21 protein-coding genes and 1 tRNA gene are annotated in these 20,325 nt (G+C 69.7%); 16 read left to right on the top strand and 6 right to left on the bottom strand.

Features of this window, described 5'->3' with window-relative positions:
• Positions 1-57: 57 nt before the first annotated feature.
• Entirely contained in the window at positions 58-756 is a 699-nt protein-coding gene (locus EOJ32_RS07325; RefSeq protein WP_127898106.1) for a glutathione S-transferase family protein, read from the bottom strand.
• Positions 746-1,192: a VOC family protein gene (locus tag EOJ32_RS07330; RefSeq protein ID WP_127898107.1), complete on the bottom strand. Its 447-nt coding sequence runs from the start codon at positions 1,190-1,192 to the stop codon at positions 746-748. Before EOJ32_RS07330 ends, EOJ32_RS07325 begins: the two co-directional genes overlap by 11 nt.
• Positions 1,193-1,250: 58 nt before the next feature.
• On the opposite strand from EOJ32_RS07330, the gene EOJ32_RS07335 reads away from it, so the two are divergent.
• Entirely contained in the window at positions 1,251-1,952 is a 702-nt protein-coding gene (locus EOJ32_RS07335; protein ID WP_127898108.1) for a helix-turn-helix domain-containing protein, read from the top strand.
• 653 nt (positions 1,953-2,605) lie between these two features.
• Positions 2,606-4,183 (top strand): GMC oxidoreductase, encoded by a 1,578-nt coding sequence (locus tag EOJ32_RS07340; protein ID WP_127898109.1) that lies wholly within the window; start codon positions 2,606-2,608, stop codon positions 4,181-4,183.
• Here the strand turns inward: EOJ32_RS07340 and EOJ32_RS07345 are convergent, their stop codons facing one another.
• Positions 4,184-5,326 (bottom strand): DegT/DnrJ/EryC1/StrS aminotransferase family protein, encoded by a 1,143-nt coding sequence (locus EOJ32_RS07345; RefSeq protein ID WP_045983192.1) that lies wholly within the window; start codon positions 5,324-5,326, stop codon positions 4,184-4,186.
• Between the two features lie 276 nt (positions 5,327-5,602).
• Between EOJ32_RS07345 and EOJ32_RS07350 the strand changes: the two genes are divergently transcribed.
• Genes EOJ32_RS07350 through EOJ32_RS07380 form a run of 7 tightly spaced genes read left to right on the top strand, consistent with a single transcriptional unit; the run spans position 5,603 to position 11,367 of the window.
• Positions 5,603-6,571 carry a MoxR family ATPase gene (locus EOJ32_RS07350; protein ID WP_127898110.1) on the top strand — a complete coding sequence of 323 codons (969 nt, stop codon included), beginning with the start codon at positions 5,603-5,605 and terminating at the stop codon, positions 6,569-6,571.
• Between the two features lie 7 nt (positions 6,572-6,578).
• Positions 6,579-7,403, top strand: a complete 825-nt coding sequence (locus EOJ32_RS07355) for a DUF58 domain-containing protein (RefSeq protein ID WP_240542522.1) — start codon at positions 6,579-6,581, stop codon at positions 7,401-7,403.
• Positions 7,400-7,768: a hypothetical protein gene (locus EOJ32_RS07360; protein ID WP_240542523.1), complete on the top strand. Its 369-nt coding sequence runs from the start codon at positions 7,400-7,402 to the stop codon at positions 7,766-7,768. Before EOJ32_RS07355 ends, EOJ32_RS07360 begins: the two co-directional genes overlap by 4 nt.
• Positions 7,765-8,706, top strand: coding sequence for a VWA domain-containing protein (locus EOJ32_RS07365; protein WP_127898111.1), 942 nt, complete (start codon positions 7,765-7,767; stop codon positions 8,704-8,706). Before EOJ32_RS07360 ends, EOJ32_RS07365 begins: the two co-directional genes overlap by 4 nt.
• A complete protein-coding gene (locus EOJ32_RS07370; protein ID WP_127898112.1) occupies positions 8,703-9,605 on the top strand; it encodes a VWA domain-containing protein in 903 nt (300 codons plus the stop codon). The genes EOJ32_RS07365 and EOJ32_RS07370 overlap by 4 nt, the downstream gene beginning before the upstream one ends.
• Positions 9,602-10,219 carry a hypothetical protein gene (locus EOJ32_RS07375; RefSeq protein WP_127898113.1) on the top strand — a complete coding sequence of 206 codons (618 nt, stop codon included), beginning with the start codon at positions 9,602-9,604 and terminating at the stop codon, positions 10,217-10,219. The genes EOJ32_RS07370 and EOJ32_RS07375 overlap by 4 nt, the downstream gene beginning before the upstream one ends.
• Complete coding sequence (locus tag EOJ32_RS07380; protein ID WP_127898114.1) at positions 10,216-11,367, top strand: BatD family protein; 1,152 nt, start codon at positions 10,216-10,218, stop codon at positions 11,365-11,367. Before EOJ32_RS07375 ends, EOJ32_RS07380 begins: the two co-directional genes overlap by 4 nt.
• Here EOJ32_RS07380 and EOJ32_RS07385 read toward each other — a convergent pair.
• The gene (locus EOJ32_RS07385; RefSeq protein WP_046000940.1) at positions 11,364-11,747 is read right to left on the bottom strand and encodes a helix-turn-helix domain-containing protein; all 384 of its coding nucleotides are present in this window, start codon (positions 11,745-11,747) and stop codon (positions 11,364-11,366) included. The two genes, EOJ32_RS07380 and EOJ32_RS07385, sit on opposite strands and share 4 nt — an antisense overlap.
• Before the next feature lie 100 nt (positions 11,748-11,847).
• Here EOJ32_RS07385 and EOJ32_RS07390 point away from each other — a divergent pair, with 100 nt between their 5' ends.
• On the top strand, positions 11,848-12,915 hold the full coding sequence (locus EOJ32_RS07390; protein ID WP_127898115.1) for an SDR family oxidoreductase: 1,068 nt from the start codon (positions 11,848-11,850) through the stop codon (positions 12,913-12,915).
• A 190-nt stretch (positions 12,916-13,105) separates the two neighbouring features.
• Here EOJ32_RS07390 and EOJ32_RS07395 read toward each other — a convergent pair.
• Positions 13,106-13,195: transfer RNA gene (locus EOJ32_RS07395), tRNA-Ser, on the bottom strand.
• A gap of 194 nt (positions 13,196-13,389) precedes the next feature.
• Here EOJ32_RS07395 and fni point away from each other — a divergent pair.
• Genes fni through EOJ32_RS07425 form a run of 6 tightly spaced genes read left to right on the top strand, consistent with a single transcriptional unit; the run spans position 13,390 to position 19,286 of the window.
• Complete coding sequence (gene fni / locus EOJ32_RS07400; RefSeq protein ID WP_127898116.1) at positions 13,390-14,472, top strand: type 2 isopentenyl-diphosphate Delta-isomerase; 1,083 nt, start codon at positions 13,390-13,392, stop codon at positions 14,470-14,472.
• Positions 14,473-14,502: 30 nt separating this feature from the next.
• A complete protein-coding gene (locus EOJ32_RS07405) occupies positions 14,503-15,231 on the top strand; it encodes a fatty acid desaturase (RefSeq protein WP_127898117.1) in 729 nt (242 codons plus the stop codon).
• Positions 15,228-15,716 carry a sterol desaturase family protein gene (locus EOJ32_RS07410; RefSeq protein ID WP_127898118.1) on the top strand — a complete coding sequence of 163 codons (489 nt, stop codon included), beginning with the start codon at positions 15,228-15,230 and terminating at the stop codon, positions 15,714-15,716. Before EOJ32_RS07405 ends, EOJ32_RS07410 begins: the two co-directional genes overlap by 4 nt.
• The gene (gene crtY / locus EOJ32_RS07415; RefSeq protein ID WP_127898119.1) at positions 15,713-16,873 is read left to right on the top strand and encodes a lycopene beta-cyclase CrtY; all 1,161 of its coding nucleotides are present in this window, start codon (positions 15,713-15,715) and stop codon (positions 16,871-16,873) included. Before EOJ32_RS07410 ends, crtY begins: the two co-directional genes overlap by 4 nt.
• The gene (locus EOJ32_RS07420; RefSeq protein WP_127898120.1) at positions 16,870-18,375 is read left to right on the top strand and encodes a phytoene desaturase; all 1,506 of its coding nucleotides are present in this window, start codon (positions 16,870-16,872) and stop codon (positions 18,373-18,375) included. The genes crtY and EOJ32_RS07420 overlap by 4 nt, the downstream gene beginning before the upstream one ends.
• On the top strand, positions 18,372-19,286 hold the full coding sequence (locus EOJ32_RS07425) for a phytoene/squalene synthase family protein (RefSeq protein WP_127898121.1): 915 nt from the start codon (positions 18,372-18,374) through the stop codon (positions 19,284-19,286). Before EOJ32_RS07420 ends, EOJ32_RS07425 begins: the two co-directional genes overlap by 4 nt.
• On the opposite strand, the gene EOJ32_RS07430 is transcribed toward EOJ32_RS07425, so the two are convergent.
• The gene (locus EOJ32_RS07430; RefSeq protein WP_127898122.1) at positions 19,283-20,164 is read right to left on the bottom strand and encodes a polyprenyl synthetase family protein; all 882 of its coding nucleotides are present in this window, start codon (positions 20,162-20,164) and stop codon (positions 19,283-19,285) included. The two genes, EOJ32_RS07425 and EOJ32_RS07430, sit on opposite strands and share 4 nt — an antisense overlap.
• Between the last annotated feature and the right edge of the window lie 161 nt (positions 20,165-20,325).

Consider the following 20,325-nt stretch of genomic DNA (forward strand, 5'->3'; position numbering starts at 1 on the left):
ACGGTCGGTGACGGCCTTGCGACACTCTGATGGCGCTTGTGCGACAGGGGCGGGCGGTCATGGCCCGTCCGGCGGCGGCGCCCGTTCCGGGCCGACCGGAGGAGGGGCGCCGGTGAAGCCGGCCATATGGTCGTCCAAAGCGCGGCCGAACGCATCGCGCCCCGTCCCGCGTGCGACATAGGCGGCCAGGTTGGGATGGTCGTCCAGCATCCCGTCCGCCATCCGCAGGACCGACACCATCAGCAGATCGCCCGGCCCGAATTCGCCGCCGAACCAGTCCGCCGTGCCAAGCCGGTCCGACGCCTCGTGGAGGCGTTCGTCGATGCGGGCCATGACCGCGGGCAGGCGGGGCGCGGACCAGGGCGCGTCGGCCTCGAACAGCGTGGCCATGGCGTGGTCCATGAACGGTGGTTCCAGCGTGTTCAGGGCGGCGAATGCCCATTCCAGCTGCATCGCCCGCGCCGCCGCCGTGCCTGGCATCAGGCCGGGGAAGCGTTCGGCAATGTGCCAGACGATCGCACCGCTTTCGAACAGGATCAGGTCACCGTCCTCCAGCGTCGGCACTTGGCCGAAGGGCTGGCGCGCCCGGTGCGGCGGCCGCTTCTGCGCGCCTTGGGACAGCAGGCGCACGGCATAGGGCTGGCCCACCTCCTCCAGCGCCCACCGGACGCGCAGGTCACGGACCTGGCCCCTGGCGAAATCCGGAACCCAGTCGAAGGCGGTGATGGTGATCGGGGCCGCGGGATCAACCGGCATGGCGGCCCCCCGCATCCTGCATGTCGGGGGGGCCGTCCCGCGTTGCGGCGGGGTCCATCCACACCGTCTCCCACCCGTGGCCGTCGGGGTCGTCGAAGGCACCGCCATACATGAAGCCCTGGTCCTCGACCTGGCGCGTGTCGTGCCCGCCCGCCTCGCGCGCGCGGCGGTGGATGTCGTCGACGGCCGCGCGGCTGTCGAAGGTCAGGCACAGCAGCACGCCCGACTGGGTACGGGCGTCGATGATGCGCTTGTCGGTGAAGGTGGCGTAGAAGGCGTGATCCAGCAGCATCACGTGGATCGCGTCGGACCAGACCATGCCGCTGGCCTGTTCGTTCGAGAAGGCCTCGTTCTTTGTAAAGCCGATCGCCTCGTAAAAGGCGGTCGCCCGCGCCACGTCCGTGACGGGCAGGTTGACGAAGATCATCCGGGTCATCGATTCGCTCCTCCTGTGCTGTTGACAGGATGGGGGCGCTTGGTTACCTGAGGCAATCATGAAGTTACAAAAAGAAACCATCAGGCCGGAACCCGCCCATGGCCGCTGGTACGACGATGCCTGCGACAGTGCCTTCGGCATGGAATTGCTGGGCGAACGCTGGACCCTGCTGATCCTTCGCGAACTGATGTTCGGGCCGCGCCGGTTCACCGACGTGCGCGCGGACCTGCCCGGCATCAGCGCCAAGATCCTGACCGAACGGCTGGCCGGGATGGAGCGCAGCGGCATCCTGGCCCGCATCACCCTGTCCGACCCGGTGCCCGCGCAGGTCTATCAGCTGACGCCCTGGGGCCGATCGGCCGAACCCATCCTGCAGGAGATCGGGCGGTGGGCTGCCGCCTCTCCGCTGCATGACCCGACGCTGCCCCTGTCGGCGGCGTCCTTCATCATGTCCCTGCGGACCATGCTGGATCGCCAGGCGGCCGCGGGGCTGTCCCTGACGGTGGCGATCACCATCGGCGGATCCTCCTTTGGCCTGCGTCTTGAACAGGCCTGTCTGGACGTCACCCGCGGGCTTCCCGACGCGGCCGATCTGGTCTTCGAGGCGGATGCGGCACCCCGTATGGCCGCGCTGTTCTATGCCAAGGTCGCACCTGAAACGGTCGGCGTGACCTGCAGAGGCGCGGCTTGCGACCTGCTTCGCTTCATGGACCTGTTCAATCTTCCCGAAAAATCCGCCCCGTCGAATGTTGCGGATTGATATATGCAAAGTGACCGGGCTCGATTGCGAAATGACGGCCGAAACTGCCAATATATATATATTGACGTATTGTGACGGTGGTTAATGGATAAATCCGCCGTTTGAGATTGCGGCGGGAAATTAATAATACAAATAGACTACAGCACCTTAGCACCGCGCGACGCCCGCTGTGGTTGTCTGCGTAATCTTTTTGCGCGCGGGCCGGTCGATCGCGGGACTGTTGTCACAGTCACGGACATGTCTTATTCCCGCAATCGATGCCGAACCTGTATGCTTTTCGCAATATTATCGTGCGAACGATTCAATTTCCGGTCGGTGCGGTGCGGCACGATGAATGATGCCCGTTTTGACGCATGGAGTATTTGATGAGCTGTTCCCATGACCTGCCGGTGCGCAACCTTGTCACGTCGGCGATGAGCATGCGGTCTGTCATGACGGAACGGACGTCGACGACCCGCCCCGTTGGAAACGTCTAGGACCGTGGCATATTGCGACCACAAGGATGATCAGGTGAATTTCAGCCAGTTCCTTTTCCACACGTCCTTTCCGTTCGACGATCTGCGTCGGTCCGCCCTGCACCGCGCGATGGGCGCCCCCACCCGATCGTGGCCGGCCTCCGGCCTTTGGGATCACCTTCAACGATCGGCAAGACCATGACCGGCGCTGCATCGTGGAGGCACGCATCCATCGCGGATGGCAGCCGGTTTGACGCGATCGTCGTGGGCTCTGGCGCGGCAGGTGGCGTCGCCGCCACCGCGCTGGCCGAGGCGGGGATGCGCGTGGCGGTCCTGGAGGCCGGCGATGCCGGGCCCGGCCGCATCAACCCCGTGACCAAGGCCCTGACGGCCGTGGCCCGGTTCCTGGACAGGACCAGGGCCGAAAGCCGGATGCCGCCCAGCCTGGCCCGCTTTGGCGAACGCGCCTTTCGGCTGTTGGGCCGCGCACGCCAGCCGGTCCAGTCGCGCTGCTTTGCCTGGGCGATGGCCCCCAACGTGCTGGTCGACGACCGCGACTGTCCCTACCAGACCGAGGACGGCAGCCAGTTCCTGTGGTTCCGCGCCCGCCAGCCGGGGGGGCGCATGACCGTTCCCGGCCATGGGCGCCAGTACTATCGTCTGTCCGGCATGAAGTCGGATGGCTCGAACAGCGCCGACAATGCCTGGCCCTTTGCGCTGGAGGATGTCGCCGACTGGTACGGATGGGTCGAGGACAAGCTGCAATTGCGCGGCGGCGATCAGGCCGTTCCCGGCCCGGACACCAGCCGCCTGGCCGGCGTCCTGCAGCCCACCCCGTCCGAGCAGGCGATCATCGGCGCGATCCGGTCCAGATGGCCGCGGGCACGGCCGGTGCTGGGCAATTTCGCGCCGCCCCTGTCATGGCTGGACATTGCGGCCGGCACGGGCCGCATGGCGTTCCAGGCCGGCGCCGTGGTGCGCCGCGTCCTGAAGGATCCGTCGGGCGCGGTCAGCGGGGTCGAATGGATCGACGGCCGCACGGGCGCGGTCCGGACCGTCCACGCGCCGGTCGTGTTCCTCTGCGCCTCGGCGATCGAGAGCACGCGCATTTTGCTGCTGTCGCGGTCGGTGGGCGATGATGCGGGCATCGGGACGGAATCGCCCGCCCTGGGCCGGCACCTGATGGACCATGCGGTCATGAGCGGAACCGGATATCGCGCCGGATCGGACGACGTCCTGCCCGAGCAGGCCGAGCCAGGCCGCTGCATCCACATTCCGCCCGACCCGTCGCTGCATCCGTCGATCAGCATGCAGATCCATGTCCATCCCCGTCCCGACGGGGCCGCGCGCGTCGACATCGTCTCGTTCGCCGAGATGCTGCCCGACCCGTGGAACCGGGTGACGCTGTCGCCGTCGCAGACCGACCGGTACGGCATCCCGGTCCCGGTGATCCGCTTCCGCCATTCGGCGGAACAGCGCGCCCTGGCGGACCGTCAGGCGCAGATCATCCGCGAGCTGTCGGCGGATATCGGTCTGACGGACGTGATTGTGAACACCGACCTGTCCCCCGGCGGCACCAGCGTGCATGAATGCGGCACGGCGCGGATGGGAACCGATCCCGCGACATCCGTCGTGGACATGCACAACGAATGCTGGGACGTGCCGGGCCTTTATGTCACGGACGGGGCGTGCTTTCCGCGCCAGCATGTCCACAACCCGACCCTGACGATGATGATGCTGACCGCACGCGCCGCGGCGCATGCGGCCGCCCGCTGATCAGCGCTGGCCCGCAAGCTTGCGGGCCACCATCGCCATCAGCGGGGTGGGATAGCGCATCCCAAGCGTGACGATGCAGGTCCGGTCCAGAATCTCCAGCGTGCGGGCGCACATGTCGGGTGTGTATTCGATGTCGCGCTTGGCCCAGGCCCAGGGGTTCATCTTGGGATGGAAGGTCCGCTTGTTCAGGATCGGCTCCCAATTGGTGTACAGGTGCTTGGAGCTGTCGCGCAGGCGGTTGTGCACGCCCCGGCGGCCGGTCAGCTCGATCGCCTTCTCTCGGGTCGGGGCCAGGATCGACAGGCTGACGGCCGAAGCGGGATCGTTGTGCGGGGTGACCCTGAATTCGCTGCTGTGCTGCAGGATATCGGCCAGGACGGCGCGGCGCTTTTGCATCCGGCGCAGCATGGGGACCACCTTCTTCAGCTGGACGCGCAGCATGGCGCCGTCCATCTCGGTGACCTTCATGTTCATGCCGACGAATTCCGGCTCGTTCAGCCGGTCGCCGTGCTGGCGTACCATCGATCCCAGATCGTGATAGCTGCGCGCGCGGATGAAATAGCGTTCGTCGCTGGTCAGGACGGCCCCGCCTTCGCCGATGTTCATGTTCTTCATGCGGTTGAAGCTGAAGACGCCCAGGTCGCCGATCGCCCCGCAATGCCGGTCCTTGTAGCGGATGCCAACGGCCTGGGACGAATCCTCGATGACGATCAGGCCGTGCTCCTTGGCGATCGCCATGATCGCGTCCATGTCGCAGGGCGCGTTGACCATGTGCACGGGGATGATCGCGCGGGTATAGGGGGTGATCTTGGCCCGGATGTCCTCGGGGTCCATGGTCAGCGTCTCGTCGATGTCGACCAGGATCGGCACGGCCCCGACCTGCACCGGCGCGGCGGCGGTCGCCATCCAGGTATAGGCCGGCACCAGCACCTCGTCGCCCGGACCGATCCCGGCGGCGGCCAGGGCCGCGACCAGCGCGCTGGTCCCCGAATTCACGGCCAGCACATGCGCGGCGCCGGTCTGGGCGGCCATCTCGCGTTCGAACAGGGCCGTCCGGCTGGCCCCGCTGTCATAGCGCAGCAGGCTGCCGCTTGCGATGGCGCGGCCGACCGCGAACCACTCTCTCAGACCGACGTCAGGCACTGTCCGCTCCGTATGCGATGGGCGCTGGATTGCGCGCCGTGCACCATCCCGCGCCAGGGCCTGCAGGGCAAGGGGCAGATGCCGAATTCACCCGGTTATCGGTGCTGCGGCGGCCCGTTCCGCCCCCCACAATGGCGTGATTCCACTTGCGGTGGCGAAGCGGGGCCGGCGCACAGCGCGGGCGGGCCTGCCCGACTTTGGTGGCAGCGCGGCGTGGCCCGGCTGGCCATGATGGGAAAGCCGCTGCACCATCTGCAAGCAATCCGAGGGGCGCTCATGGACGATCATGCTGATGTCGATCTGGCCCGTGCCAGTGTCAGGGCCGTGGCCGACGACGTGGCGGGGACGCTGGTGGGCCACGACTGGCTGGTCGAACGTCTGCTGATCGCGTACCTGACCGGCGGCCATGTCCTGCTGGAGGGGCCGCCGGGCATCGCCAAGACGCGCGCGGTCAAGCAGCTGGCGGCGCGTCTGCCGGGCGAGCATGCGCGCATCCAGTGCACCCCCGACCTGCTGCCGTCGGACCTGACCGGCAGCCAGGTGTTCCGTCCCGAGACCGGCGGCTTCGACTTTCTGCCCGGCCCGGTCTTTCACAACATCGTCCTTGTGGACGAGATCAACCGCGCGCCCCCCAAGGTCCAGTCGGCCCTGCTGGAGGCGATGGCCGAAGGTCAGGTCACCACCGGCGGCGTGACACGCCCCCTGCCGCAGCCCTTCATGGTCGTGGCCACCCAGAACCCGATCGAGCACGAGGGGACCTTTCCGCTGCCCGAGGCGCAGATGGACCGCTTTCTGCTGCACCTGCGGCTGGACCTGCCGGGCGCCGAGGACGAACGCGCCATCCTGGACCTGGTCGAGGCCGAGGGCCGGGGCAGCATGGCGGCCGTGCTGTCGCAGGTGACGGCCGCGGACCTGGATCGCGCGCGCTTGCAGGTCGCGGGGGTGACGTTGGCCCCCGTGCTCAAGGATTTCATCATCCGGCTGGTTTTGGCGACGCGGCCCGGCGGGGTGCTGGCAGAGGCGGTCGAACACCCGGTCTCTCCGCGCGGGACGCTGGCGCTGGCCGCGGCGGTGCGCGCGCGGGCCTGGCTGCAGGGCCGCGATCACGGCCTGCCCGAGGACGTGCAGGCCCTGGCCCCCGATGCCTTGGCCCACCGGCTGGTCCCGAACTGGAAGGCCGCCAGCGAAGGGCAGGACGGCCGCCGCCTGATCGCCGAGGCGCTGCGCCAGGTGACCCCGTGGTAGGGGCGCCATGAGCGGTTGGCGGTCCGCGCCCGGCATCGCCCTGACGCTGGAGGCGCTGGTCGACCTGCAGGCGGGGCAGGGCGCCATGCCCCGGCAGCGGCCCATGGCGCGGCGGGCGGGGGTCATGGCCTCGCGCCATCCGGGCAGCGGCATGGACCTGAGGGAGATCCGCGCCTATGTGCCCGGCGACGATCCGCGCCGGATGGACCCCTCGGCCAGCGCGCGCACGGGCGTGCCGCATGTGCGCGCGCTGCACGAGGATCGCGACGACATCACGCTGCTGATCGCCGATCTGCGCGGGCCGATGCTGTGGGGCACGGGCGACGCGCTGCGGTCGGTGCGCGGCGCGCGGCATCTGGCGGGGCTTGGCTGGCAGGCGGTGGCGCGCCAGGGTGCGGTCGGCCTGATCGTCGCCGAAGGGGCAGGGGTCCGCGTGTTGCCGCCCGCGACCGGCGCGGGCCATATGCTGACCCTGTGCCGCCTGCTGGTCGACCGCCATGCCGCCGCCCTGGCCGATCCCCCCGGCACGGCGCCCCTGACCGAGGCGCTGTCCCTGGCCGCCCGCACTGCGCCGACGGGTGCCCATGTCGTCCTGGCCACCCTGCCCGATGGCTGGCAGGGGGCCGATGCCGCGCTGTCCCGCCTGGCCCGCGGCCGCCGGGTGGAGGTCGCGCTGATCCTGGACCCGTTGGAGACCGCGCCACCCGCCCGCCCGCTGCCCGTCCGACAGGGCGGCGCCACGCGGCTCCTGCGCCTGCAGCCCGCCGATCTGGGTGGCCAGACCGACCGCCTGGCCGCGATGGGCGCCGTCGCGCGACGGGTCGAGCCGTGACGCCCGATGCCATGACCCATGATCAGCTGATGCAGGCCCTGTCCCCGGTCCGCCTGCCCACGCCGATGGCCATCCTGTCGACGGCAGAGATGGCCGCGCTTCTGGCACTGGGCGTCATCGCGGGGCTGGTGCTGGCCTTGGCGGTGCTGCCCTTCACGCGCCGTCGGGCGGCCCGCCCGCGTCTGCGCGTGGCGGCGCTGCGGGGGCTGCCGGTGCCGGACCGCCTGCTGGCCATCGCCCGCATGCTGGGCAATCTGCCAGCGGCGCTACGCCCGGCCGCCTATGGCGCGGCCCCGCCACCGCCCGACCGCCGGATCGAGGCGATCGCCCGCGGCGCCCGCCTGCGTCGCCCGTGGCGCAGATGAGCCTGGCCGCACCCTGGCTGCTGGCGCTGCTGCCGCTGCCGCTGCTGCTGCGCTGGCTTCTGCCGCCGGTGGTCCGGCCCCGCGCGGCGCTGGACGTGCCCGACCACCTGTTGCCCCATGCCACGCCTGGTAGCCTGCCGCCGCTGCACCGCGCCCCGTGGCTGGCGGCCGCGGCCTGGGTGCTGCTTGTCGTCGCCCTGGCGGGGCCGCAGGTGGAACGCCAGGCCCAGGTGGTTCCCGCCAGCGGGCGGGACATCGTCCTAGCACTGGATCTGTCGGGCAGCATGGAACAGGCCGATTTCACCCTGGACGGTCAGCCCGTCAGCCGCCTGGACGCGGTCAAGCGCACCGCCCGCGCCTTTGTGCAAAGCCGGACGGGCGACCGGATCGGCCTGGTGATCTTCGGCGGACGCGCCTATGTCGCGGCGCCGCTGACCTTCGATCTGAACGCCGTCGTGCAGGCCATCGACGAGGCGCAGATCGGGGTGTCCGGCCGCGGCACGGCCATCGCCGACGGCCTGGGTCTGGCGATCCGCAGGCTGCAGGGCAGCACGTCGCCCGGCCGGGTCGTGGTTCTGCTGTCGGACGGGGTCGACACCTCGGGCAGCGTGCAGGCGGTGGACGCGGCGCGCCTGGCGGCGTCGCACGGGCTGCGCATCCACACCATCGCCCTGGGCCCCGAGGACCTGGAGACCCGCCCCACCGCCCGCGACGCCGTCGACGTGGCGACCCTGCGCGCGGTGGCCGAAACCGCGGGGGGCGCGCTGTTTCGCGTGCGCGACACCGCTGACTTGACCGCGATGGCGCAGGCGCTGGACCGGCTGGAGCCTAGCCCGGGCGAACGGCCGCCGCTGCGCTATTGGCGGTCGCTGTGGATCTGGCCCGCGATGCTGTGCGCCGCCTGCCTGATGCTGGCCGCGATCCGGAGGCGGGAATGACCGGCGCGCTGCTGCTGCGGCCGTGGTGGCTGGCGGGTCTGGTGCCGCTTCTGGCGCTTGCGTGGTGGCTGGACCGTCGCGGGCCGTCCGCTGGCGGGTGGGAACAGGTCATGCCTCCGCACATGCTGGCCGCGATGCGCGCACTTGGCGCCTTGGGCGGCAGCACCGGCCGGTGGGGTCCGCTGCTGCCCGTGGGGGCGGCGGCGCTGCTGGTGCTGGGCCTGTCCGGGCCGGCCCTGCCGCGCGCCGATGCGCCCGTCCTGGCGCGCACCGACAGCGTGCTGATCGCCATCGACCTGTCCCCGTCGGTCGCGCGGGGACCGGCGCTGGCGCAGGCGCAACAGGCCGCCGCCGCCCTGCTGCAGGGGCTGGCCGGCCGACCAGTCGGCCTGATCCTCTACAGCGGAGAGGCCTATGCCGCATCCGCCCCCACCACCGATCCGCGCACGCTGCAGACGCTGATCGCGGTCCTGGATGCCGACACGGTGCCCGGCCAGGGCAGCAGGCCCGCAGCCGCCATCGGCCTGGCCGGGCAGATGTTCGGCGATGCGGGGCAGGCCGATCTGGTCCTGATCTCGGACGGGGCCGGGGTCGATGGCCAGGCCGTGGCCGAGGCCGGGCGTCTGGCCGCCCTGGGCACGCGCATCTGGGCGGTCCGGGTCGTGGGCGCCGCGCCGCAGGCGCCCACCCCTGCGCCCGATGCGCTGGCGCAGCTGGTGCAATCGGGCGGTCAGATGGTGCTGGCACAGGATGTCGACGACTTGGCCGCCCGGCTGCGCCAGGGGGGCGATCGCCGTCGCGATCCGGCAGTGACGGCCCTGGGCTATCGCGATCTGGGGCCGTTCCTGGCCGCGCTGGCCGCCCTGCCGCTGCTGCAGATGCTGAGGCGGCGGCAATGAGGGCGGCGGCGGTCCTTCTGGTCCTGGCCGTGGCGGCGCTGGTCCTTGCCGGCCCCGCGGCGCTTGGTGCGCTGGCGCTGCGGGCGGGGTGGGACCGGCTCGCGCTGATCCTGCTGGACGATCCGGGCGCACGGGGGGTGGCCCATTACCGGTTGGGCGACCATGACCTGGCCGATGCCGATTTCGCCCGCGCGGGCCGGTCGCAGACCTACAACCGCGCGCTGTCGCTGGCCGCCACGGGCGACTATCCCCTCGCGGTCGCCTATTTCGACGCGGTGCTTTTCGCCAACCCCGCCGACGAACAGGCCCGCGCCAGCCGCGACCTGGTGGCGACGATGTTTCCGCCGCAGCAGGGCGACAGCGTCGCGCCGGGTCGCATCCTGGGGCGGGGCGGGCGTCCCGCCCCGGACGAGATGATCGCCAACGCCCTGACCGACGCCGCCGCCGAAAGCTGGCGCCGACCGGTCGAGGCGCGGGGCATGGCCGCCAGCGACGCGTGGCTGGAAACCATCGCCGACGATCCCGGCGAATTCCTGGCCCTGCGGTTGCAGGCCGAACACGACCGGCGCGCCGGGCTGGGCCTGATCCGGCCAGAGGCGGGTGACCCGTGGTGATCCGGCTGATCCTTTTGCTGCTGATGCTGGCCACGCCGCTGCGCGCCGAAACCCCCGCACCCCTGGCCCCCGGAGAGGCGCGGCTGCTGATCCTGCACGATCACGGCAACCCCGTCGTGGCCGAGATGGTGCGCCTGACCCTGCGCGGCGAATACGACCTGACCGTGTCGCTGGAAAGCCTGACCTTTCCGTCGTCCGACGCCTATGACTGGATGCAGATCGACCGCGACCGCTGGTTCCAGGAACGCATCGGCGGGCGGATGATCCAGATCTTCGAACGCGACATCGCGCTGTTTCCGCGCCGGGCAGGGGACCTGACCATCGGTCCGCTGACCCATAACCTGACCAACATCACCCGCAGCGGCGTCCGCGAGGAGGTCAGCGTTTCGTCGGGCACCACGCGCCTGACGGTCAAGCCCTTTCCCCATTCGGGCCGCCCCCTGACGGCACGCAGGCTGGTGCTGACGGACGACCTGTCCGCACCGCCCGGCCGCCTGGCCAAGGACGACATCCTGACCCGCCGCGTCACCATCGAGGCCCTGGGCGCGATGGCCCATCACCTGCCGCCGCGCCCCGACATCGCCCAGCCCTGGCTGATCAGCTTTACCCTGCCCGAAACCCGCGAGACGATCCCCACCCCGGACGGCCCGGTCGCCCGCGTGGTCTGGGAATGGCAGATGCGCCCCCGCACGGGCGAGCCAGGCGTCCTGCCCGCGATCCCCTTTCCCTGGCTGGACACCGACAGCCGCCGGATCGAGGTGGCGGCGATGAAGCCGATCCCGTTCGGCTTCGCGGGTTTCAGCACCGCATCGGGGACGGGCGTCGCCCTGCATTGGCAGATGGCGGGGCTGGCGCTGTCGGGCGGGGTGGTCGCGCTGGCCGTGGTGCTATGGGGCAGGCTGCCCGCGATCGGGCGCGCCCTGCGCCGGCTGCGGCCCGGCCCGCATGCGGCAGCGATGCGCAGGGCGGCGGCCAGCGGCGATCTGACCGGGCTGCGTGCGGCCGCGGCGGCACACCTGACGTGGCGCGGGGGCGGCGGGCCGCGCAGGAAAGCCCTGCTGCGCCAGCTGGACCACCAGATCTATGCACCCGCCGGCGCGCCGGGATTCGACGCGATGCGCTGGTTGCGCGACTGGTCGCGGGCCTAGCGGTTCCGCCGGGACGTCGCGCGGGCCTGCAGCTGATCCAGAGCGTCGGCATTGGCCCGGCCCCAGGCATAGACCGTCTCGACCAGGTCGACGAAGCGCCTGCCAAGCGGCGTCAGGCTGTATTCGACCGCCGGCGGGACCGTGCTTTCGACATGGCGGTCGATCAGGCCGCTGTCCTCCATCTCGCGCAGCGTCTGCACCAGCATCTTCTTGGAGATCCCAGGCAGGCTGCGCAGCAGCACCCCGTTGCGCGCCGCACCCCCGTGCTGGGCATGCAGCGTGTGCAGGATCATGCTGGTCCATTTCGTGGCAAAGATCTCCATCGTGCGTCGGGGGGCGCAATCCTCGCGCCAGTCGGTGTCGATGCTGCCGGGTTCCATGGTGGTTACCTTTCGGTGGCTATGTCCCAATTTGGTGCCGTCTGGCACGACCGCGCCGCGCTGACTAGATCCCCTGACAGCACAAAGACAGGAGAGATTCATGACCCGCACCGCATTGGTTGTCGGCGCCACCGGCATTCAGGGCCAGGCCATCGCCGCCCAACTGGTCCGCGACGGATGGGCCGTCCTGGGCCTCAGCCGCAATCCGCAGCCGCAGGAGGGCGTGACGCCCGTGGCCGCCGACCTGCTGGACCCCGCATCCGTCGCCGCCGCCCTGGACGGTCTGGCCCCGACGCATGTGTTCCTGACCACCTGGCTGCGCCAGCCGACCGAGGCCGAGAACATCCGCGTCAACGCCCTGATGCTGCGCAACCTGTTCGACGGTCTGCGTCCGCTTGGCACCGTGCGTCACGCGGCGCTGGTGACCGGGCTGAAGCATTACCTTGGACCGTTCGAGGCCTATGGCAAGGGCAGCCTGCCCAAGACCCCGTTCCGCGAGGATCAGGGGCGGCTGGACGTCCCGAACTTCTATTACGCGCAGGAGGATGAACTGTTCGAGGCCGCGCGCCGCGACGGCTTCACCTACAGCATCCACCGCCCCCACACCGTCATCGGCAAGGCGGTCGGGAACGCCATGAACATGGGCACCACCTTGGCCGTCTATGCCGCCATCTGCCGCGAGACCGGGCGCCCGTTCCGCTTTCCCGGATCGGCCGTGCAGTGGAACGGCCTGACGGACATGACCGACGCCCGCCAGCTGGCCGCCCAGGTCATCTGGGCAGCGACCACGCCCGCCGCGCATGACCAGGCCTTCAATATCGTCAACGGCGACGTCTTCCGCTGGAACTGGATGTGGCACCGTCTGGCCGACTGGTTCGGCGTCAAAGCCGAGGATTTCGACGGCACCGAACGCCCCTTGGCCGACCAGATGGCGGACGACGCCGCGATCTGGGCACGCATCGCCGAACGCGAAGGGCTGGCCGAGCCGGATATCACCCGCCTGGTGTCGCCGTGGCACACCGACGCCGACCTGGGTCGGCCGATCGAGGTCGTGACCGACATGTCCAAAAGCCGCAAGCTGGGCTTCACCGCCTATCAGGCGACGGACGAGGCGTTCTTCGACCTGTTCGAACAGCTGGAGGCGGACCGGATCATCCCCCGCCGCTGACCGTCCAAAGACGTGCATCTGCTGCGGTGAGGATGTCGGGCGACCGGCACCCTCATCGCCGCGGACGGAATGATGGTTCGCCTGGCCCATGGCCGACAATGCTTTGGTCATGCGACGGGGCGCCTGACGACACTCACGACGACCACAGAACCACGTCTGGTCAGTTGATCATATCTTGACAGTAAGGTGATGGCGGAGACGAAGGGATTCGAACCCTCGAGACCCTTTCGGGCCTGCACCCTTAGCAGGGGTGTGCCTTCGACCACTCGGCCACGTCTCCGCCGACCCGTATATGGATGTCGCCAAGGGGGGGCAAGGGGCTTTCTGGCCCCTTTTTGCAGATCGCCGCGCGGCGCCTTCCAAGGGTTCGACGGCGCCGGGACGTGGCACGCGACAGTTCGTCCTCTTGGAACTGGGGCTGGAACCCGGAAGGCATTGACGCGATAGTCGGATGACGCAACCGGATGGCAGGACATGACCGAAATCTCTCGTCGCAAGTCGGATCACCTGCGCATCGTCACCGAAGGCCGCGGGGCGCAGGACCGGCTGGACAGCGGGTTCGACCAGGTCCGGTTCCTGCATCAGGCGCTGCCCGATCTGGACATGGATGCCGTCGACACGGGAACGCGGTTCCTGGGGCGCAGCCTGGGGGCGCCGCTGCTGATCTCGGCCATGACCGGCGGTCCGGAGGAGGCGGAACGCATCAACCTGCACATCGCCGAGGCCTGTGCCCATCACCGCATCGCCCTGTCCGTCGGATCGCAGCGCATCGCGGTCGAGGCGGGCGGCAATGGCGGCCTTGGCGCCAGCCTGCGGGCGCGTGCGCCCCAGATTCCGATCCTGGGCAATATCGGCGCGGTCCAGCTGAACTATGGCTTTGGCGTGGCGCAGGCGCAGCGTGCGGTGGACATGATCCAGGCCGACGCGCTGATCCTGCACCTGAACCCGCTGCAGGAGGCGATCCAGGAGGGGGGCGACCGCAATTTTGCGGCCCTGCTGCCACGGATCGAGGAGCTGGCCACCAGCCTGCCGGTCCCCCTGGGCGTCAAGGAGGTCGGTGCGGGGCTGTCGGCGCCCGTGGCACGTCGTCTGATCGATGCGGGCGTGACGATCCTGGACGTCGCCGGCGCCGGCGGCACCAGCTGGGCGCGTGTCGAGGCCGAACGCGGTCCCGACCGCCTACAGGCGCTGGCGGAGCCGTTCCACGACTGGGGCATCCCCACGACCGCGTCGCTGCGCGCCATCGCGCCGATGATGGGGCCGGACCGGGTTCTGGTCGGGTCGGGCGGGGTGCGTCACGGGCTGGACGCCGCGCGGGCCATCCGCCTTGGCGCGGACCTCGTGGGGCAGGCGGCCCGCGCGCTGCCAGCCGCGCGCCACAGCGCCGAGGCCCTGTCCGATCACCTGTCCGACGTCGTGACCCAGCTGCGCATCGCGATGTTCTGCACCGGATCGGCCGACCTTGCGGCGCTGCGCCGCGCGCCGCTGCTGGTGCCGGGGCCGGGTGGCCAATGGTCGCAAGCAACGGGGATGGAAACCGGCGATGCGGGACTGTAGTCTGCGCGGATCGCCGGTCCGGGGGACAAGATGAGCGCACATGCCCTGCCCAAGGCAGATCTGACCGCCACCAGCCTGATCGTCTCGGGCGGCATCATCGCCGCGTGGCTGGCCCTGCATGTGCATGCGCTGTGGTTTCTGGACGCGGCGGCGCATCCCATCCTGGCGATCGCGAATTTCCTGGGGCTGACCTGGCTGTCGGTCGGTCTGTTCATCATCGCGCATGACGCGATGCACGGGTCGGTCGTGCCGGGGCGTCCGCGCGCCAATGCGGCGATGGGCCAGCTGGTCCTGTGGCTGTATGCCGGATTTTCGTGGCGCAAGATGATCGTCAAGCACATGGCCCATCACCGCCATGCCGGAACCGACGACGACCCCGATTTCGACCATGGCGGCCCGGTCCGCTGGTACGCGCGCTTCATCGGCACCTATTTCGGCTGGCGCGAGGGGCTGCTGCTGCCCGTCATCGTGACGGTCTATGCGCTGATCCTGGGGGATCGCTGGATGTACGTGGTCTTCTGGCCGCTGCCGTCGATCCTGGCGTCGATCCAGCTGTTCGTGTTCGGCACCTGGCTGCCGCACCGCCCCGGCCACGACGCGTTCCCGGACCGCCATAATGCGCGGTCGTCGCGGATCAGCGACCCCGTGTCGCTGCTGACCTGCTTTCACTTTGGTGGTTATCATCACGAACACCACCTGCACCCGACGGTGCCTTGGTGGCGCCTGCCCAGCACCCGCACCAAGGGGGACACCGCATGACCAATTTCCTGATCGTCGTCGCCACCGTGCTGGTGATGGAGTTGACGGCCTATTCCGTCCACCGTTGGATCATGCACGGCCCCCTGGGCTGGGGCTGGCACAAGTCCCACCACGAGGAACACGACCACGCGCTGGAAAAGAACGACCTGTACGGCCTGGTCTTTGCGGTGATCGCCACGGTGCTGTTCACGGTGGGCTGGATCTGGGCGCCGGTCCTGTGGTGGATCGCTTTGGGCATGACCGTCTATGGGCTGATCTATTTCGTCCTGCATGACGGGCTGGTTCATCAGCGCTGGCCGTTCCGCTATATCCCGCGCAAGGGCTATGCCCGCCGCCTGTATCAGGCCCACCGCCTGCACCACGCGGTCGAGGGACGCGACCATTGCGTCAGCTTCGGCTTCATCTATGCGCCGCCGGTCGACAAGCTGAAGCAGGACCTGAAGACGTCGGGCGTGCTGCGGGCCGAGGCGCAGGAGCGCACGTGACCCATGACGTGCTGCTGGCAGGGGCGGGCCTTGCGAACGGGCTGATCGCCCTGGCGCTGCGCGCGGCGCGGCCCGACCTGCGGGTGCTGCTGCTGGATCATGCGGCGGGACCGTCAGACGGCCATACCTGGTCCTGCCACGACCCCGATCTGTCGCCGCACTGGCTGGCGCGGCTGAAGCCCCTGCGCCGCGCCAACTGGCCCGACCAGGAGGTGCGCTTTCCCCGCCATGCCCGGCGGCTGGCCACCGGTTACGGGTCGCTGGACGGGGCGGCGCTGGCGGATGCGGTGGCCCGGTCGGGCGCCGAGATCCGCTGGAACAGCGACATCGCCCTGCTGGATGAACAGGGGGCGACGCTGTCCTGCGGCACCCGGATCGAGGCGGGCGCGGTCCTGGACGGGCGCGGCGCGCAGCCGTCGCGGCATCTGACCGTGGGTTTCCAGAAATTCGTGGGCGTCGAGATCGAGACCGACTGCCCCCACGGCGTGCCCCGCCCGATGATCATGGACGCGACCGTCACCCAGCAGGACGGGTACCGATTCATCTATCTGCTGCCCTTCTCTCCGACGCGCATCCTGATCGAGGACACGCGCTATTCCGATGGCGGCAATCTGGACGACGACGCGCTGGCGGCGGCGTCCCACGACTATGCCCGCCAGCAGGGCTGGACCGGGGCCGAGGTCCGGCGCGAACGCGGCATCCTGCCCATTGCGCTGGCCCATGACGCGGCGGGCTTCTGGGCCGATCACGCGGAGGGGCCTGTTCCCGTGGGACTGCGCGCGGGGTTCTTTCACCCGGTCACCGGCTATTCGCTGCCCTATGCGGCGCAGGTGGCGGACGTGGTGGCGGGCCTGTCCGGGCCGCCCGGCACCGACGCGCTGCGCGGCGCCATCCGCGATTACGCGATCGACCGGGCACGCCGCGACCGCTTTCTGCGCCTGCTGAACCGGATGCTGTTCCGCGGCTGCGCGCCCGACCGGCGCTATACCCTGCTGCAGCGGTTCTACCGCATGCCGCATGGACTGATCGAACGGTTCTATGCCGGCCGGCTGAGCGTGGCGGATCAGCTGCGCATCGTGACCGGCAAGCCTCCCATTCCCCTTGGCACGGCCATCCGCTGCCTGCCCGAACGTCCCCTGCTGAAGGAAAACGCATGAACGCCCATTCGCCCGCGGCCAAGACCGCCATCGTGATCGGCGCAGGCTTTGGCGGGCTGGCCCTGGCCATCCGCCTGCAGTCCGCGGGCATCGCCACCACCCTGGTCGAGGCCCGGGACAAGCCCGGCGGGCGCGCCTATGTCTGGCACGATCAGGGCCATGTCTTCGACGCGGGCCCGACCGTCATCACCGACCCCGATGCGCTCAAGGAGCTGTGGGCGCTGACCGGGCAGGACATGGCGCGCGACGTGACGCTGATGCCGGTGTCGCCCTTCTATCGACTGATGTGGCCGGGCGGGAAGGTCTTCGATTACGTGAACGAGGCCGATCAGCTGGAGCGCCAGATCGCCCAGTTCAGCCCGGACGACCTGGAAGGATACCGCCGCTTCCGTGATTACGCGGAGGAGGTGTATCAGGAGGGCTACGTCAAGCTGGGCACCGTGCCCTTCCTCAAGCTGGGCCAGATGCTCAAGGCCGCGCCCGCGCTGATGAAGCTGGAGGCCTATAAGTCCGTCCATGCCAAGGTCGCGACCTTCATCAAGGACCCCTATCTGCGGCAGGCGTTTTCGTATCACACGCTGCTGGTGGGCGGGAATCCCTTCTCGACCAGCTCGATCTATGCGCTGATCCACGCGCTGGAGCGGCGCGGCGGGGTCTGGTTCGCCAAGGGCGGCACCAACCAGTTGGTCGCGGGCATGGTCGCGCTGTTCGAACGGCTTGGCGGCCAGATGATGCTGAACGCCAAGGTCGCCCGGATCGAGACCGAGGGCGCGCGGACCACGGGCGTCACCCTGGCGGACGGGCGGTCTTTAAGGGCCGACATGGTCGCCAGCAACGGCGACGTCATGCACAACTATCGCGACCTGCTGGGCCACACGGCCCGCGGGCAGAGCCGCGCGAAATCGCTGGACCGCAAGCGCTGGTCCATGTCGTTGTTCGTGCTGCATTTCGGTCTGCGCGAGGCGCCCAAGGACATCGCGCATCACACCATCCTGTTCGGCCCCCGCTACAGGGAGCTGGTCAACGAGATCTTCAAGGGCCCGAAGCTGGCCGAGGATTTCTCGCTGTACCTGCATTCGCCCTGCACGACCGATCCGGACATGGCGCCTCCGGGCATGTCCACGCATTACGTGCTGGCCCCCGTGCCGCATCTGGGCCGCGCCGAGATCGATTGGGCGGTCGAGGGGCCGCGCTATGCCGACCGCATCCTGGCGTCCCTGGAGGAGCGGCTGATCCCGAACCTGCGCGCCAACCTGACCACGACGCGCATCTTCACGCCCGCCGATTTCGCCAGCGAACTGAACGCCCATCACGGCAGCGCCTTCTCGGTCGAGCCGATCCTGACGCAATCCGCGTGGTTCCGGCCGCACAACCGCGACAAGACGATCCGCAACTTCTATCTGGTCGGCGCGGGCACCCATCCGGGCGCGGGCATTCCGGGCGTCGTGGGCTCGGCCAAGGCCACGGCCCAGGTGATGCTGTCCGACCTGGCGGGCGCATGAGCGATCTGGTCCTGACCTCGACCGAGGCGATCACCCAAGGGTCGCAAAGCTTTGCCACGGCGGCCAAGCTGATGCCGCCGGGCATCCGCGACGACACGGTGATGCTCTATGCCTGGTGTCGCCACGCGGATGACGTGATCGACGGTCAGGCCCTGGGCAGCCGCCCCGAGGCGGTGAACGACCCGCAGGCGCGGCTGGACGGCCTGCGCGTCGACACGCTGGCGGCCCTGCAGGGCGACGGTCCGGTGACCCCGCCCTTTGCCGCGCTGCGCGCGGTGGCGCGGCGGCATGATTTCCCGCAGGCCTGGCCCATGGACCTGATCGAAGGCTTCGCGATGGATGTCGAGGCGCGCGACTATCGCACGCTGGATGACGTGCTGGAATATTCCTATCACGTCGCAGGCATCGTCGGCGTGATGATGGCCCGCGTGATGGGCGTGCGCGACGATCCTGTCCTGGACCGCGCCTGCGACCTGGGGCTGGCGTTCCAGCTGACCAACATCGCGCGCGACGTGATCGACGATGCGCGCATCGGGCGGTGCTATCTGCCGGGGGACTGGCTGGACCAGGCGGGCGCGCGGATCGACGGGCCGGTGCCGTCGCCGGAGCTGTACACAGTGATCCTCCGGCTGTTGGATGCGGCGGAACCCTATTACGCGTCGGCGCGGGTGGGTCTGGCGGATCTGCCACCGCGCTGCGCCTGGTCCATCGCCGCCGCGCTACGGATCTATCGCGCCATCGGGCTGCGCATCCGCAAGAGCGGGCCGCAGGCCTATCGCCAGCGGATCAGCACGTCCAAGGCTGCCAAGATCGGCCTGCTGGGCGTCGGGGGCTGGGATGTCGCGCGATCACGCCTGCCGGGGGCGGGCGTGTCGCGGCAGGGCCTCTGGACCCGGCCGCATCACGTCTAGGCGCGCGCGGCGTAGGGCAGAACCCGTTCCAGCAGGGCCGCGATTTCCGGAGCCTGAAGGCGCTTGCTGCGCAGCATCGCGTCCAGTTGGGCGCGGCTGGCCTCGTAATGACGGGACACGTTCTGCAGGTCTGACACGGCCAGAAGGCCGCGCCGCGGGCCGGGGGCCGCCGCATCGCGACCGGTATCCTTGCCAAGAGCCGCCTGGTCGCCCACGACGTCCAGCAGGTCGTCATAGGACTGGAACACCCGGCCCAGCTGACGGCCAAAGTCGATCATCTGGGTCTGCTCCTCGGCGTCGAACTCCTTGATCACGGCCAGCATCTCCAGCCCGGCGATGAACAGCACTCCGGTCTTCAGGTCCTGTTCCTGTTCGACCCCCGCGCCGTTCTTGGCCGCGTGCAGGTCCAGGTCCTGGCCGGCGCACAGGCCCTGCGGCCCCAGGGACCGCGACAGGATCCGCACCAGCTGCGCCCGCACCGTGCCCGACGCGCCGCGCGCACCGGCCAGCATGGCCATCGCCTCGGTGATCAGGGCGATGCCGCCTAGCACGGCGCGGCTTTCGCCATGCGCCACATGGGTCGCGGGCTGGCCGCGGCGCAGCCCGGCATCGTCCATGCAGGGCAGGTCGTCGAAGATCAGCGATGCGGCATGCACCATCTCGACCGCGCAGGCGGCGTCGACGATCGTGTCGCAGACCCCACCCGAGGCCTCTGCCGCAAGCAGCATCAGCATGCCGCGGAACCGCTTGCCCGACGACAGCGCGCCATGGCTCATGGCCGCGCCGAGCGGCTGCGACACGGCACCGAATCCCTGGGCGATCTCCTCAAGTCTGGTCTGCAGAAGGGTGGCGTGGATCGGGTTGACGTCTCGTCTCATCAGTGCCTTCGCGCTTGGGTTCTGACCTGGCGGGAAGGTCAGGCCGGGGCGGCACCCCGTGACCCGTCATCCACCGTCAACAGTCCCCATGTTGGAACGGTTCACGCCCGATTGCGAGCCTTTTCGACGGCGACGCGGGGTCGCGCGGCAATTTGTCCAAC

The sequence above is a fragment of the Paracoccus sp. Arc7-R13 genome, from assembly GCF_004010775.1.
Lineage (GTDB): Bacteria > Pseudomonadota > Alphaproteobacteria > Rhodobacterales > Rhodobacteraceae > Paracoccus > Paracoccus marcusii.